General features: G+C 65.6%; 12 protein-coding genes and 1 tRNA gene. 11 read left to right on the forward strand and 2 right to left on the reverse strand.

All coding sequences use genetic code 11. From position 1 onward, the window contains the following. Positions 1-14: 14 nt before the first annotated feature. From ACN2C7_RS01850 to ACN2C7_RS01880, 7 genes are all read left to right on the forward strand, one after another. Entirely contained in the window at positions 15-896 is an 882-nt protein-coding gene (locus ACN2C7_RS01850; RefSeq protein ID WP_419319501.1) for a COG4223 family protein, read from the forward strand. After that, positions 893-2428, forward strand: coding sequence for a heme biosynthesis protein HemY (locus tag ACN2C7_RS01855; RefSeq protein WP_419319502.1), 1536 nt, complete (start codon positions 893-895; stop codon positions 2426-2428). Before ACN2C7_RS01850 ends, ACN2C7_RS01855 begins: the two co-directional genes overlap by 4 nt. Positions 2429-2469: 41 nt before the next feature. Continuing rightward, positions 2470-2545, forward strand: a tRNA-Thr gene (locus ACN2C7_RS01860). Positions 2546-3181: 636 nt separating this feature from the next. Next, positions 3182-3742, forward strand: coding sequence for a hypothetical protein (locus ACN2C7_RS01865; protein ID WP_419319503.1), 561 nt, complete (start codon positions 3182-3184; stop codon positions 3740-3742). Positions 3743-3840: 98 nt separating this feature from the next. Continuing rightward, a complete protein-coding gene (locus ACN2C7_RS01870) occupies positions 3841-5136 on the forward strand; it encodes an outer membrane beta-barrel protein (RefSeq protein ID WP_419319504.1) in 1296 nt (431 codons plus the stop codon). 62 nt (positions 5137-5198) lie between these two features. Then, positions 5199-7418 (forward strand): GumC family protein, encoded by a 2220-nt coding sequence (locus tag ACN2C7_RS01875; protein ID WP_419319505.1) that lies wholly within the window; start codon positions 5199-5201, stop codon positions 7416-7418. Further along, complete coding sequence (locus ACN2C7_RS01880; RefSeq protein WP_419319506.1) at positions 7408-9360, forward strand: O-antigen ligase family protein; 1953 nt, start codon at positions 7408-7410, stop codon at positions 9358-9360. Before ACN2C7_RS01875 ends, ACN2C7_RS01880 begins: the two co-directional genes overlap by 11 nt. A 189-nt stretch (positions 9361-9549) precedes the next feature. Here ACN2C7_RS01880 and ACN2C7_RS01885 read toward each other — a convergent pair whose 3' ends face one another. Continuing rightward, positions 9550-10128, reverse strand: coding sequence for an exopolysaccharide biosynthesis polyprenyl glycosylphosphotransferase (locus ACN2C7_RS01885; protein ID WP_419319507.1), 579 nt, complete (start codon positions 10126-10128; stop codon positions 9550-9552). Positions 10129-10393: 265 nt separating this feature from the next. On the opposite strand from ACN2C7_RS01885, the gene ACN2C7_RS01890 reads away from it, so the two are divergent. Continuing rightward, complete coding sequence (locus tag ACN2C7_RS01890; protein WP_419319508.1) at positions 10394-10555, forward strand: hypothetical protein; 162 nt, start codon at positions 10394-10396, stop codon at positions 10553-10555. A 210-nt stretch (positions 10556-10765) separates the two neighbouring features. Here ACN2C7_RS01890 and ACN2C7_RS01895 read toward each other — a convergent pair whose 3' ends face one another. Next, positions 10766-11596 carry a transglutaminase-like cysteine peptidase gene (locus tag ACN2C7_RS01895; protein ID WP_419319510.1) on the reverse strand — a complete coding sequence of 277 codons (831 nt, stop codon included), beginning with the start codon at positions 11594-11596 and terminating at the stop codon, positions 10766-10768. 263 nt (positions 11597-11859) lie between these two features. On the opposite strand from ACN2C7_RS01895, the gene ACN2C7_RS01900 reads away from it, so the two are divergent. The 3 genes from ACN2C7_RS01900 (at position 11860) to ACN2C7_RS01910 (ending at position 14401) form a co-directional block, all read left to right on the forward strand. After that, on the forward strand, positions 11860-12651 hold the full coding sequence (locus ACN2C7_RS01900; RefSeq protein WP_419319511.1) for a metallophosphoesterase family protein: 792 nt from the start codon (positions 11860-11862) through the stop codon (positions 12649-12651). Between the two features lie 77 nt (positions 12652-12728). Continuing rightward, positions 12729-13316 (forward strand): polysaccharide biosynthesis/export family protein, encoded by a 588-nt coding sequence (locus tag ACN2C7_RS01905; protein WP_419319512.1) that lies wholly within the window; start codon positions 12729-12731, stop codon positions 13314-13316. A 554-nt stretch (positions 13317-13870) separates the two neighbouring features. Continuing rightward, on the forward strand, positions 13871-14401 hold the full coding sequence (locus ACN2C7_RS01910) for a hypothetical protein (RefSeq protein WP_419319513.1): 531 nt from the start codon (positions 13871-13873) through the stop codon (positions 14399-14401). Positions 14402-14427 lie beyond the last annotated feature (26 nt).

A 14427-nucleotide genomic window follows, 5' to 3' on the forward strand; every position in this document is an offset into this window, starting at 1 on the left:
GGCACGAATGGGATATGAACGCCGCTCCAGATCCCGCTGAAATCGTCACGCCCAGCGATCCCGCGCTGTACGCCCGCCGCCGCCCGCTGCTGGGCGCAGGCTTCTGGGCGCTGATCGCCCTATGCGTGTCCTGCGTGATCCTGGGCGCCCTGGTCACCCGGTACGGGCCGACCTGGTTTCCCGTGAAGGGTTCCAGCGACAGCCAGATCCAGGCCACGCCCAGCGCGACGCCGCCGTCCGCGCGCTTGCCGGTCGGCTCGCCGCTTCCGGTCGAGGCCGCCGCGCCGGCCCTGGCCGGCTCCGCCGTTGAGATCGAGCGCCTCGAGGCCCGTCTCGCCGCCCTGGAAGCCGGCCAGAAGGGCGTCCTGGACGCCGCCGCGGCTTCGCTGGCCGCCGCCTCCCTGGCGGACGCGGCCCAGACCTCGGGTCCGTTCGACCAGGAACTGGCCAGTCTTGGGCGGGTGTTGCCGATGTCGCCCGACCTGCGGGCCCTGTCGCGCCTGGCCCAGACGGGCGCCCCGACCCGGGCCGGTCTCGCCGCAGAATTCGAAACCCTGGCCGGCCGCGCCGCGACCGCCGCCCGTGATCCGGGCCAGGACGCCGGCCTGCTGGCGCGAATCCGCTACGCCCTGGCCGGCATCGTCTCGATCCGTCAGGTCAGTTCGACGGGCGGAACGACGCCCGACGCCAAGCTGGCGCGCGCCCAGCGGCTGCTGAATGAGGGTGATGTCGAGAGCGCGATCCGGACGCTGGACGCGCTTCCCGATCCGGCTCTCCTGGTCCTGGCCCCCTGGCTGGCCTCGGCCGAGCGCCGCGTCGAGGTCGATCGCCACGTGGCGGCAATCCGCGCCGACGCCCTGGCCGCCCTGGCCCAGGTTTCGCGGGCCGCGCCATGATCCGCGCGTCCTTCATCCTGTTCCTGGTGGCGGCGGTCGCCGTCGCGAGTCTGGCCCTGATGGGGGAGCCCGGCCGCGCCCATCTCGACTGGATGGGCTGGCGGGTCGAGATGACCGCCGCCGCAGCCGCGCTCCTCACCCTGTTTTCCGCGCTGCTGGCCACCATTCTGTGGCGCGGCCTGATCTGGGTGGTCGAGGCCCCGCGTCGCGCGTCGCGCGCCCGCGCCGAAAGCAAGCGCCAGCAGGGCGTCGAGGCCCTGTCGCGCGGCTTCCTCGCCGTGGCCGCAGGCGACGGCTCCGAGGCCCGGAGGCTGGCGCAGAAGGCGGCGGACCTCGCCGAGGATACGCCCGCCCTGGTTCGCGTGCTGGCCGCCCAGGCGGCCGAGGCCGCCGGTGACCACGTGGCCGCCAAGGCCGCCTATAACGCCATGCTGGGCTTCCCGGAGATGCGGCTGGCTGGCCTGCGCGGCCTGATGCAGACCGCCCTGGCCGAGGGCGACAGGCTGACCGCCGTGCGCCACGCTGAAACCGCGTTCGGCCTGGCCCGAACCGCGCGCTGGGCCTGGCGGGCTCTGCTGGAATCCCGGCTCGAGGCGGGCGACTGGGCGTCGGCGCTCGATCTGGCCCAGGCCGCCCTGGACCGCAAGATCGTGCCGCCCGTTGTCGCCGAGCGCGCGCGCGCCGCCCTTCTGGCCGCCTCGGCCGCCAGCCTTGAAGGCTCTGAAGATCCGCGCAAGCGGAGCCAGGCGCTCGATTTCGCGCTCCAGGCCGTCAAGCTCAAGCCTGACTTCGCGCCAGGCGCGGTGATGGCGGCACGCCTTCTGACCGCCGATGGCAAGGTCGCCAAGGCCGGGCAACTGATCGAAACGGCCTGGAAGAGCGCGCCGCATCCCGCCCTTTGGCTCGCCTATCGGGACCTGAAGACCAGCGAGACGCCCAAGGTCCGGGCCGGGCGTCTGGCCGCTCTTGCTGCGATGAAGCCCGAAGCCCGAGAGAGCCGCATCCTGCGGGTCGAGAGCGGCCTGGTGGGCGGCGATCCCATCGCCGCTCGCGCCGCAGCCCGTCTGCTCGATGACGAAGCCCCGACGGCGCGCTTCGCCGGCCTGATGGCCCGCGTCGCCTTCGCCAATGGTGAGGCCGACGAGGCGCGGGCCTGGATTGCCCGGGGCCGCGCCGCGCCGCAGGAGCCGGACTGGTCCGATCTCGACCCTGAAGGTCGCGCTTTCGCCTATGGCCGAGAGGACTGGGCCCGTCTGGCCGTCAGCTTCGCCGAGACGGGCGAGTTGATCCATCCGCGCCACGAACGCCGTGAACGGACCATGAGCGACCTGCCCGAACTGCCTTCGGCCTATGTGGAATCGACGCCTTTTGTCCGCGCGGCCGAGGTCGGCGGTCCCCTGATGCCGATCCCGGACGATCCCGGCGTCTTCGACGTTACGCCGCTTTCCGAGCCTTCCGGCGAGGGTCCGGCGCCGCGTCGCAACACAGTCTCACGTAGACGCTTGGCAAGCGGCCCGCGCGCCGCTAAATAGGCGCCTCCTCGCGCCGGGGCCTTGTCTCCAACGCGCTGTGGGCCGCTTTAGCTCAGCTGGTAGAGCACATCATTCGTAATGATGGGGTCAGGTGTTCGAGTCACCTAAGCGGCACCATTTTCGCCTTCCGCCGGCCGGTGCGGGCTATGGCGTTGGTTGTGAAACGCCCAATGCGCGCCACAAAGGCCCCTGAACTGCGTGCTGCATGTGCGTTGTGTTGAGACGTCGCGACTCTTTCGTGGTCAGGCTTGAGCGCATGGTTAATTGTCACGAAAGACTGTTACCCGGACCGCAATAAGGGGTTGATCTCGTGCTGTTGGCCGCAACTGTCATCCTGGGCTTCATAGCCCTTCTGATCTGGCCCAGCATTGAGCGCCCTCTGCTGCGGGCTCTGCGGCAACTCAAGCGTCGACGGCCGTGACTCTGCTCGAGTCCCCTAGCGGGTCGTTAAATCTGTGGTAATTATGTCGCTCGGGCGTCCGATAATATTCGCAAGGCTCCCGGATCTCGCCTGATGCGTGAATAATCGGACGGGTTGAGCTTCTTGTTGTGCGGTTTCGCACAGCGGAGTCTTCGTGTTTCGCCGACGATGTAGCCGGAAGTGCTGATTTTCGCTCAAAAAAATGGCTGGCTGGCTGCAGATGCACGCATCTTTGGCTGTCTCGCCCTAGACTTGCAAAAAGTTGCTGGAGCGCTGTTCGCTCTTGCAGTATAGGTTTCCGAACTCTTAATCGATTTTTTTGGAAGGTCGCCATGTCAACGCGTCTCACGAGCGCCATTGTGCTGGGTCTGGCGATCATCGCCGGCCCGATGGGTGGTTCGGTTTGGGCTCAAACCCCGCCCGCCCCCGCCCCCGCCGCCCCGACCGCTGCGTCGCTCCAGACGGTCATCGCGGCCGCTGCGCGCACGGCCGCCGCACGACCAGGCTTCGCCGCTCTGAGCGCCAATGCCAAGGCTGCTGCGCTGAAGGCGGCCATCCAGACGGCGTTGGCTGCTTCCGGCGCCGAGCCATCGGTTATGGCCGCCGCCTTGACCACGGCCGTCAGCACCAACGTCATTCCCGCTGGGCTGGCTGTTTCGATCGCCGCTGATGTCGCCCCGGCGTTTGTCGCGCAAGTGGCCGCCGCCCCCCCTCCGACGACCACGGCGACGGCGTCGACCGGCTCCGTCACCACTCAGCAGACCGTGAGCGTTCTGACGAACCTGCAGAACACCGCAACTCCGGGCGGAACGCCCGATGCTGCGGCGCCGACCACGATCGTTGTGGCGCCCTTCGACCCTTGCGCGGGCGTTGTCGCCGCCTATTGCGGTTAAGTTAGAGGAGAGGGCGGGCCAGGCTCGCCCTCTTTGCTCTTTGTTTGTGTTTGGATCTGACGGGCGTTCTTAGGCGCCTTGAGGTGGGGATATACGATATGCGAATTCTGACGACAGCGGCCGTAGCGGCCGCGCTCATGGCGGCGGTTCCCGCCGTTTCCGTGGCCCAGGATCTGGGCTCGAACTTCAAGCGCGACAAGAACACCAGTGTTCGTCAGCGCCCCCGTCCGGACTATGAAGCCGTCGGCATGAAGGCGGGCGGTTTCACGCTGTATCCGCGCGTGACCGTTGAGGCCGTGAATGACGACAACATCTACGCCGTTGCGACGGGCGAACAGTCCGACGCGATCTGGCGGGTCAAGCCGGAAGTGGCGGCCCGTTCGAACTGGTCGCGCAACGCCCTGGGCGCTTTCGCCTCCGCTTCGGTGAACCGCTATTCGGACTTCGACACCGAAAATAGCGAGGAATACACCCTCGGCCTGAACGGTCGCCTCGATGTCGAGCGCGGGACCTACATCTCCGCGTCGGCCCAATGGCAGAACCTGGTCGAGCCCCGTTCGGCGATCACCGCCGGTACGCCGGCTGGCGCGACCGCAAAGCCGGTCGAATATTACCTGTGGTCGGAAAACCTGACCGCCGTGAAGGAATTCAACCGCCTTCGCCTGACCGGCAAGCTGGACGCCAAGAAGTTCGACTATGACGACCAGGGCGGCGCGTTCAATCAGAACACCCGCGATCGCGACGAGTTCTACTACGGCGGCAAGGCCGAATACGCCCTCAGCCCCGACACCGCTATCTTCGCCTCGCTGGTTGGCAACACCAAGTCCTATGACGTCGACACCCTGGGCCGCCTGGCTTCGCCGGGTGTCACCGCCATCGTCGCCAACCGCGCGCGCGACTCCGAAGGCTATGTCGCCTCGGTCGGCGCCAACTTCGACCTGTCGCAATCGGTTCGCGGTGAAGTCGAAGCCGGCTACATGGAGCAGACCTATGACCACTACGCCGATCTTGATGGCTTCAACGCCAAGGGTCGCGTCGAATGGTTCCCGACTGAACTGACGACGCTGAACGTCGCCGCCTCGCGCTCCATCGAAGACTCCGTGGCCGCGAATTCGGGTGGCTATATCGCCAACAGCGCCTCGGTCGGCATCGATCACGAACTGATGCGCAATGTCCTGCTCTCGGCCTCGGCCAGCTACGGCAAGGACAAGTATGCGTTCATCGATCGGGACGACAAGCGTACCGGCTTCAACGCCACGGGCACCTATCTGCTGAACCGTAATGTCGGTCTGTTCCTGACCTACACCTACCTGAAGCAGGACTCGTCCGGCGCGGCCAAGGCCTCGTCGTTCTCGGACAACAAGATCGCCGCTTCGGTCGCTCTTCAGTTCTAGGTTACCCTTCTCGCTGTAGAAGGACTTTCTAGGTCCGAGAAGGGCCCCCATTGAGAGTACCCATGGACGGCTCTTCCTTCGAGACTCAACACGCTCCGGCGCTTAGCGCCGGAGCGATGTCTTTTGATCTGAACATCGCAATCGCCACCTTCCGCCGCCGGCTGCGCCTCTTCGCGGCCGTCGCCCTGGCGGTGTTCGTGGCGGTGCTGCTCTACACCCTGCAGGAAACGCCGCGCTACACGGCGACCGCCCAGGTCATGCTGGACGTCCGCAAGGAGCAGGTCGCAGACATGAGCGCGGTTCTGTCGGGTCTGCCGGCGGATTCCTCGGTGGTCGACACCGAGGTGGAGGTCCTGAAATCCAGGTCCCTGGCTGCTCGCGTGGTCAAGCAGCTGAAGCTGACGCAGGATCCTTACTTCAATCCCAACGCCCCCGGCGCCAAGGGCGTCGGGTCGTGGTTGCCCTGGGTCAAGAAGGTGGTCGCTCCGACCGCCGTCGTCGGCTCCGTAGAGGCTCAGCGCCAGCAGGAAAAGGTCGTCGACAATCTTCTCGAGGGCCTGAAGGTTCGCCGCTCCGGCCTGACCTATCTGATCTCGGTCGAGTACACCCACACCAATCCCGAAGAGTCGGCCAAGATCGCCAACGCCTTCGCCGATCTCTATTTGACCGAACAGCTCGAGGCCAAGTTCGACGCAACGGCCAAGGCCAATGAGTGGCTCGACACTCGTGTCGCCGAGCTGCGCGACCAGTTGCAGGTGGCCGAGGCCGCCGTCCAGCAATACAAGATCGCCAACAATCTGATGAGCGCCGAGGGCGCGACCCTGACCGAGCAGGAGATCTCGGGCCTGAACCAGCAGCTGGCTTCGGCCCGCGCCCAGCAGGCCGAGTCCGACGCCCGCCTCAACATCGCCCGCAACCAGCTGGCCCGCGGCAGCACCGGTGAAGACGTTGGCGAGTCGCTGAATTCGCCTGTCGTTCAGCAACTGCGCAAACAGCGCGCCGAGCAGAGCGCCAAGGTGGCCGACATGAGCGGCCGCTATGGCGATCGCCACCCGGACCTGCTCAAGGCCAAGCGCGAACTGACGGACATCGACGGCCAGATCCAGGCCGAAATCCGCCGCATCATCTCCAACCTGGAAGCCCAGGCCCAGGTCGCGCGTCAGCGCACGGGCTCCATGGCCGGCAGCGTCTCGGCGTCCAAGGGCGCCCTGGCGGGCAATAACCGCGCCAGCATCCGGTTGAACGAACTGGAGCGCAAGGCCGAGTCCGTCCGCACGCTCTATGAGTCCCTGCTGGCCCGTTTCAAGCAGACCTCCAGCAGCCAGGGCATCGAACAGGCCGACGCTCGCGTGGTGTCGCGCGCCAAGATCCCGACGGCTCCCAGCTATCCCAAGCCTTCGCTGAACTTGGCCCTGGGTCTGGTTTTGGCCCTGGGCGCAGGCGCTGCGTCGGTGGTGCTGGCCGAGATCCTGATGGCGGGTATCTTCACCGAAGACGAGGTCGAGCGTCGTATCGGTCTGCCGTATCTGGGGTCGATCCCGCTGCTGAGCTCGGCGATCGATGACGCCAAGCTGGCGCGGGACATGAGCCCGCCGGACTACCTGTTGGCCAAGCCGCTTTCGACCTTCGCCGAGAGCTTCCGCAAGCTTCGGGCGGCCATCCTCTACTCGAAGGTCGGCGAGGCCGTGAAAGTCATCGCGGTCACCTCGTCCCTGCCGGGCGAGGGCAAGACCACCACCACCTTCTCCCTGGCCCGCACCCTGGCCACCTCGGGCGCCAACGTGATCATCGTTGACTGCGATCTGCGTCAGAGCGCCATTAATCGCTTCCTGCCGGAAGTTCCGAAGCTTGGTCTTCTCGAGGTGCTGAACGGTGTCTGCACCCTTGATGAGGCTTTGATCTCCGATCCGAGCGGCGCCAAGGTCCTGGCTCTGACCAAGTCGGCCTATACGCCGCGCGACGTCCTGGGCTCGCCCGCCATGCTCCGCCTGCTCGGCGAGTTGCGTAATCGCTTCGACGTGGTGCTGCTCGACACCGCGCCCCTGCTGGCCATTGCCGACACCCGCATCCTCGCGCCGCACACCGACGCGGTCGTCATGCTGGCGCGCTGGAAGAAGACCCCGGTCAAGGCCATCACGGCGGCCATCGGCCTGCTGCACGGCCGAGGCGTCTTCCTGGCGGGTCTTGCCCTGACCCAGGTCGATCTGAAGGCTCAGACCCGCTACGGCTACGGCGGCGCCGACTACTATTACAAGAGCTACCGTAAGTACTATGCCGACTAAGACGCGGGCTCGGCCGGCTGCGGCGGCGTCGCCCGCCCGCGCTGGCCGCGGCGCTGTCCGTCGCCTGGCCACGTCCGAGAAGGTCGCCGTCGGCGTTCTTCTCGGACTGGTCTTCATGGCGGTCATCGCCTTCGGCGCCAGCGAGATCTCTACGGCCTGCCTGTTCAGCGGCGTCTATGCGGCCTTCCTGATCGGTCTCCTGGCCACCTGCCGCTGGGCCAGACGCGATCTGGCGCGGCTGCGAGGCATAGCGATCCAGATCCCGCTTTTCGGGCTGTTGTTGCTCGCGGTCCTTTGGGCGCTCAGCCCCTGGGCGCCAGGCGGCGCCCATCCCGTCTGGGCCTATGTACCCGAGCGCCCGGGCGCCATCACCGTGGATCGCTCCGCCGTCTGGCTCAACCTGGTCCAGCTTCTCGGCCTGGCCTGCCTGTTCGTGGCGGCGCGGATTATCGGCGTTTCCGAAGCCCGGGGACGCTGGTTCCTGCGGATCGCAGTCATGGCGGTCGGCGTTTATGCCACCCTGGCCTTCTTGGATCACGTCGGCCTGCGCCGCTCGACACGTCTCGCCGCGACCCTGCTAGGCCCCAACAGCGCCGCTACGGTGTTTGGCGGTGGTTTACTGCTGGCTGTCGCCGCCACCGCCAATCGGGTTCGCCGTCAACGGGGCCTGGCCATGCTCAGGCGCGGCGATCCCGAGGCCGTGGCCTGCCTGGCCATTGTCGGCGTGCTGCTGGCTGCCCTGCTTCTCACAGCTTCCCGCGCGGGCCTCGCCGCGACCCTGGTCGGCCTGGGCCTGATGCTGGTCGGTGAGGCGATCGCCCAGCGTCAACGCTTCCGCGTGGTCGCCGGACTGGGGGCTATGGCCCTGCTCCTGGTGATCGGGGCCCTGAGTCTGCGAAGCACCGAACTGGTCGCCGAACGGCTCAACAACACTGAACGGGATATGTCGATTCGCGCCGCGATCCTCGCGCCGCACTGGGAGGCCTTCCAGTCCTCGCCCTGGTTCGGATTCGGTCTGGGTTCGTTCCCGACCGTCAACCAGCTGGTGGCGACCCAGGAAAACCTGCGCGTGCTGTTCGACGTCCGCGCCGTCCACAATCTCTACCTCCAGTGGCTGGAGGAGGGCGGGGTTGTCGGCGCGGTTGTCATGGCGCTGCTGTTCCTCGTTCTGATCTGGCCGATCCTGCGCGGCGGCCTGCGCGAAGGCACGACCGCGACCTGGGCCAGGGCCACGGCCTGTGCAGCCCTGGTTTTCCTGCTGCATGGCGTGACCGATTTCGCGCTGCAGGTTCCGGCCATCCAGGCGCTGGCGGTCCTCATCCTCGGCGTCGTCGGATCGATGGCGGCTGGACCGGGCCTGGCGCGATCGCCTGACCCACGGATCTCATGGGGAGCCGGCGTCGCAGCGGGCGCTGTCATGTTGGCCTCGGTCCTGGTGACGGCGCCCATGCTGGCCTCGCGATTTGGCGGTGATCTCACCGCCTGGCCCACCGCTCCGGCCGAGGCTCTGGCGCGCCGCATAGAGACAGGGCTCGCTCAGGCCAGGCCTGACGCGGCCGAACTGGATCGCCTGGATCGTCTCAGCGCGCGCGAGGTCGGCCTGCGCCCCGCCTCGGGCGCCGCCTGGTTGCGCCGCGCCGCAGTGGACGCCGCCCTGGGGCGTCAGGAGGCCTCCAACCTGGCCCTTGAGCATTCCTTCGCGGTGGCGCCTCTGCAGACCAGCCTCTTTAGCCGCCGGACGATGTTCGCCTATGAGCGCTGGGGAGAGCTCAGCACTGCCGGCCGGCAGTCTGCGATCTATCAGTTCCAGACCGAGTGGCGGCGTCAGAGGCAGCCCAAGCGCTTCATCGCCATGGCCAACGCCTTGTACAATCCGACTGGGCGGATTGGCATGGCCCTCCAGATCGCCGTGCTGCGGGCGGAGCCGCCGCCGGTCCGCTAACCGCTGTTGCGACGACGGCGTGTCAGGGAAAGTTAGACGGCCGTTCTCAGGCCTTCAGGCGCACGGCGCCATCTGAACTTTGGCTTTTGGATTCGAGAAGACAGAGTTCAACCAACGTGGCGGACCAATTGCTACCACTCTTGGTGACTTCGGCGGGTCGCTGGAACCGCTGCTTGGGACGCGTGCGCCCTAGTAGGCGTTCTCGGCCAGCAACAGATGTGGAACGGTCAGGAGCATGATGCGCAGGTCGGTCAGCAGCGACCAGTTATCGATATAGTCAATATCGGCCTTCACGCGGCTGGACATGTCGTCCAGGTCGTTGGTGGCGCCGCGCAGGCCCTTGATCTGGGCCAGGCCCGTCAGGCCCGGGCGCGCCTGGAAGCGCATCTGATAGGCCGGGATCAGCGCGCCATAATAGGCGTCATGCGCCTGAGCGTGGGGACGAGGGCCCACCAGGGACATGTCGCCCTTGAGGACGTTCAGCAACTGGGGAAGCTCGTCGATGCTGGTGGCGCGGATGATCTTGCCGATGCGGGTGACGCGATCGTCGTCGCGCTTGGCCTGCACGACGGTGTCGCCGTTCTCTTCGCAGCGCATCGAGCGCAGCTTGTAGATGGTGAAGGTCTTGCCATTGAGGCCGCCGCGCGTCTGGCGGAACAGGGCCGGGCCGCGCGATTCCAGCCGGATAAGCAGTGCGGCCAGCAAAAGCACCGGCAAAAAGAAGATCAGTAGTAAAGTCGACGCAAGAACGTCACAGAGACGTTTCATCGGATCTACGGCGACCCGCGGCAGAAAGGTTGCGGGCTCGCGCTTCAGAACTTCCGTGCTCCAGCCCCCACTCACCGCTGATCCCCATCATGCGCTGGCCCGAGAAACAGACCCGGGCCGTCCACAGTTCATTTATCGCACTGCGGCGCCGGCGTCACTTCTAAACCGCCGGTTAACTATAGATAGCGTTAGCGCTGCATAAACGCTGTTCGTTAGCGCGAATTTAGCGCTCGCTCCCTAGGCTGGGCCGCACAGGAGCAACACCATGTCGATGATCCCGGCCAATCTTTCCGCGATGCACGCCGTCACGGGGACCCCTGTCGCAGGCGGCAGGCGCCTGCCCCGCGCCATCGGATGGCTGTTGGCTGCCGTCGTCTCTGCAGGCTTCTGGATTGTGGCGATTGAGGCGATCCGCCTGGCGGTCTAGCCGCCACCCCAGCCCGCCAGACAGCGAAAAGCCCCGGAGCACGCTCCGGGGCTTTTCGCTGTCTGGCGTCGCAGTTTGGCTCCCCCATGGCGGGAGCGGCTATTGCGATGGGTTTCCTTCCGGGGTCGCGCCCGGAGCCCTATCCTGGCGTCCTAATCGCGAGCGTAGCCTTGGCGCGGGCCGGGGCCCCAGCTCTCCAAAGGCTCACATCTAGCTGACGGTGGTCCAGGCGTTGGAGCCGGCGACCTGACGCTGGATCCAGGTATAGCCGAGGTCGGCCCACGGGGTGGGCCACGGGGTCAGGTTGTCCAGCACCACATCGCCGGTCTCGAACGCCACAACCAGAACCGCATGACGCTCGCCGCGGCGGGTAACGACAACAGCCATCGACAGGGCTTCGGCGGACACGCCGGCCTCGATCAGGCGGCGGCGCTTTTCCAGGGCATAGTCCTCGCAGTCGCCATACATCTTGCCGTCGACGACCTGCGGCAGGGTCCAGTACTCCGGCATGCCATAGAGATCGAAGTCGTTGGCCTTTTGAACTTCGCGGTTCACGTCGCGATTGATGCTGGTGATCAGCTTCAGCTGTCCCTTGCCCAGTTGGGCCGGGCCGGCGGCCAGCACGACCGGGGCGACGGTCGGGGTGGGGGCGACGGGGCGGAGAACGCCGGCGGGCAGGAAATCCTCGACGGCCTCGGGCCGGTAGGCCTGCAGGGTTTCAATCATGATCAGGCCCAGCTCGGCGGCGTCCTGGGCGGTGTCGGAAGCTTGGCGCTCGGCGGCGGCCATGGCCATCGGCCAGGTCCGGCCCAGCGACGAGGTGCTGAGGGCCGACATCGCCAGGGGGGAGGTCGGGGCGACCATCGCGACGGCCGTTTCGCAGGCCGTTTGGTCGCGCTCGCACATAAATGTGAAGCCCGGAGGGGCCTGGACCGTGTCGCCGCGCGCCATGAAGGGACGGGCTTCAGCGTTTGCAGCCGTGGCGCCGGCCAGAATGAAAGCAACGCTGGCGAACTTGGTGAGTTGTTTGCGGATATTCATCGAAACATCGCCCTTAATGACGATGTAACAATGCAATTAGGACCCAATTATCAGCTTAAAAAGACTGGTGATTTGGGAATGAATACAAATGGTAACTAAGATATTAGGAGTAATGATATGCGAATAACTGTGGTGAACGTGAAGTATTAGAGTGTGGTATATTGCCCGGTAAGGTTCTCTGGCGGGTGGTTGATGGAGCTCCCCGTCTCAGGCAAGTTGCGCCTCGCCTCAGTGGGCGGTCGAAGCGCCCGAGTGGACAGGTGATGAAGTTCAAGTTTTTCCGGCCTAAACCCAGCCCGGCGGCCGCCGCCTCGACGGGGGGGCGCGTCGTCTATGCGATTGGCGACATCCACGGCCATCTGGATCTTCTGGATGAGCTGCTGGACGTGATCGCGCGGGATTTCGCCACCCTGGGGCGCCATGATCGCCCCGTCCTGGTGTTCGTCGGCGACTATGTGGATCGCGGCCCGGCCTCGCGCGGGGTCATCGAGCGGCTGATCGCCTTAACCGCCGCCTCGGCCCAGCAGGGCGTCTTCGAGGTTCGCGCCCTGATGGGCAACCACGAGCAGACCATGCTGTCGTTCCTCGACAATCCCGAGGCCGGCGCGGCCTGGGTCGAGTTCGGCGGCGCCGACACCATGACCTCCTATGGCGTGGCCCGGCCGATCGGTCGGGTGGACCAGGACGCCTGGCGCAACATCCAGGCCAGTTTCCAGACCCAGGTGCCCGCTAGTCACTTGGCGTTCCTGCAGGCGCTGGAACTGTCGGCGACCTATGGCGACTACTTCTTCGTGCATGCGGGGGTGCGGCCCGGTGTGCCGCTGGACCGGCAGACTCCCGAGGATCTGATGTGGATCCGAAACGACTTTCTCTCGCAACCTCATCGACTGCCCTGCGTCGTCGTCCATGGCCACACGCCGGACGAGGAGCCCTTCATCGGTCCTGACCGTATTAATATTGATACGGGAGCCTATGCGACGGGCGTTCTCACCGCAGTTCGCCTGATCGAGGGATCGCCGGTCGTTCTTCAGGCGCGAAAGTCTCGTCGCGCTTGAGTCGCATGCTTGTCGCTGCTGTGCGCCCGTGTCATGACACGCAGGTAGGGACACGCTTATTCAGAGACTTTAATCCGATGACTATCGTCAGACGAAACCTAAATTGGCTCTTTGTCCTGTTGGCGAGTGTGCTTGTCCTCGGGACCCTGAGCGCCGCGCCGGCGCACGCCCGACAGCCGCCGCCGCCCGCCGCCGCCGCGCAGGACGGCGCCTATTTGCTGGGATCCAGCGACAAGGTCCGCGTCACCGTCTATGGCGAACCCACCCTCTCGGGCGAGTTCTTCGTCACGGGCAGCGGCCTTGTCTCCTTGCCGCTGATCGGAGAGGTCAAGGCCGCCGGCCTCACCCTCAGCCAGTTCCAGCAAGCGGTGCAGACCTCGCTGAGCGACGGCTATCTGAAGGACCCGCGCGTCAGCGCCGAGGTTCTGACCTTCCGCCCGTTCTATATCCTGGGTGAAGTCAGCAAGCCCGGCACCTATCCCTACACCTCGGGCCTGACGGTGATGAACGCCGTCGCCACAGCGGGCGGCTATACCTACCGGGCCGACAAGAAGCAGGTCTTCGTCAAGCGCAACGGCGCGACCGAAGAGCAGAAACTGACACTGGATCCGACCGTCACGGTCGCCCCGGGCGACACCATCCGGATCGGCGAGCGCTTCTTCTAGAAGCCCTGTTTAGGCGAGGGCGTGGCTTCACGAGGCCGCGCCTGAGGCCCCTCCTTTGGTCAGAAGCGTGTCGGCGGCACGCTGGGTCGGCGTCGGGTTGTCTTTTTCGACAGGCGAATTGGCTGGTTGGAGTCGAAATCCGCCTCGGACGGACCTGAAAACACCCACTTTGCGACGTTTTTCACGCTGATGCGACAAAATGTCCACTTTAGATATTGTTCTCCAGAAAAGCTGAGTTCCTGGCCGGGAATATCTTTTGCTCTTCTGGCCCAATCGTCACGAAAGTGACGCGTGGGCCGCGAATTGTAGATAACTGATGCATCGCGCAACCACATTTCTTCGGCATATAGATTGGATAGAGTTGTTGCGTGTATCCCTTTTCTGTACAAATCTCACTAAAACCCGTTTTGGGTAGCAAGTGATACCCCTCAAAACTTACTCTATCAAAACTCCTAACGCCGTTCTGCGACACTAAGTTACGCTCTGTTTACTAATCCAGTTCTTTGTCCCCCGCAGGAAAGCCCGAAAGAAATCCGGGCAGGGGATCAATAGAAATGTCGAAAAAGACCAAGCCTGGCGTTCTGGTGCTTTGCGCCATCGCGCTCGTCGCCGCACCGATCAGCGCTCACGCCGACGCCGCCAAGGACCTGCAGGTCGCGGGCCGCGCGCTCACCTTCCTTGAAAACGGCCCGACGGGCAAAGCCACGCTCGGCGTGGTCTTCGATCCGTCCAAACCCGCCTCGGTGGCCGAGAAGAATGCGGTCATGGCCGCGATCGGCGGCGGACTGAGCGCCGGCGCCCTGACCCTCACGGGCAAGCCTGTCGAAGCCGGCGACGTCGCCGGCGTCTCGGGCGTCGCGGCGCTCTACATCACCACCGGCGTCAATGCTGGCCCGGTCGGCGCCGCCGCCAAGGGCAAGAAGATCATCACCATCGGTTCGGACATGGGCTGCGTCACCAGCGGCGCCTGCGTGATGAGCGTCTCGGCCGATCCCAAGGTGGAAATCGTGGTCAGCCGTTCTGCGGCCGCCGCGGTCGGCGCGGTCTTCAAGGCCGCCTTCCGCATGATGATCCGCGAAGTCTGACCCCAGCGAACGAACGAGACAAACCC

Origin of the sequence: Caulobacter sp. ErkDOM-E, from assembly GCF_048541895.1 — a bacterium.
GTDB lineage: Bacteria > Pseudomonadota > Alphaproteobacteria > Caulobacterales > Caulobacteraceae > Caulobacter.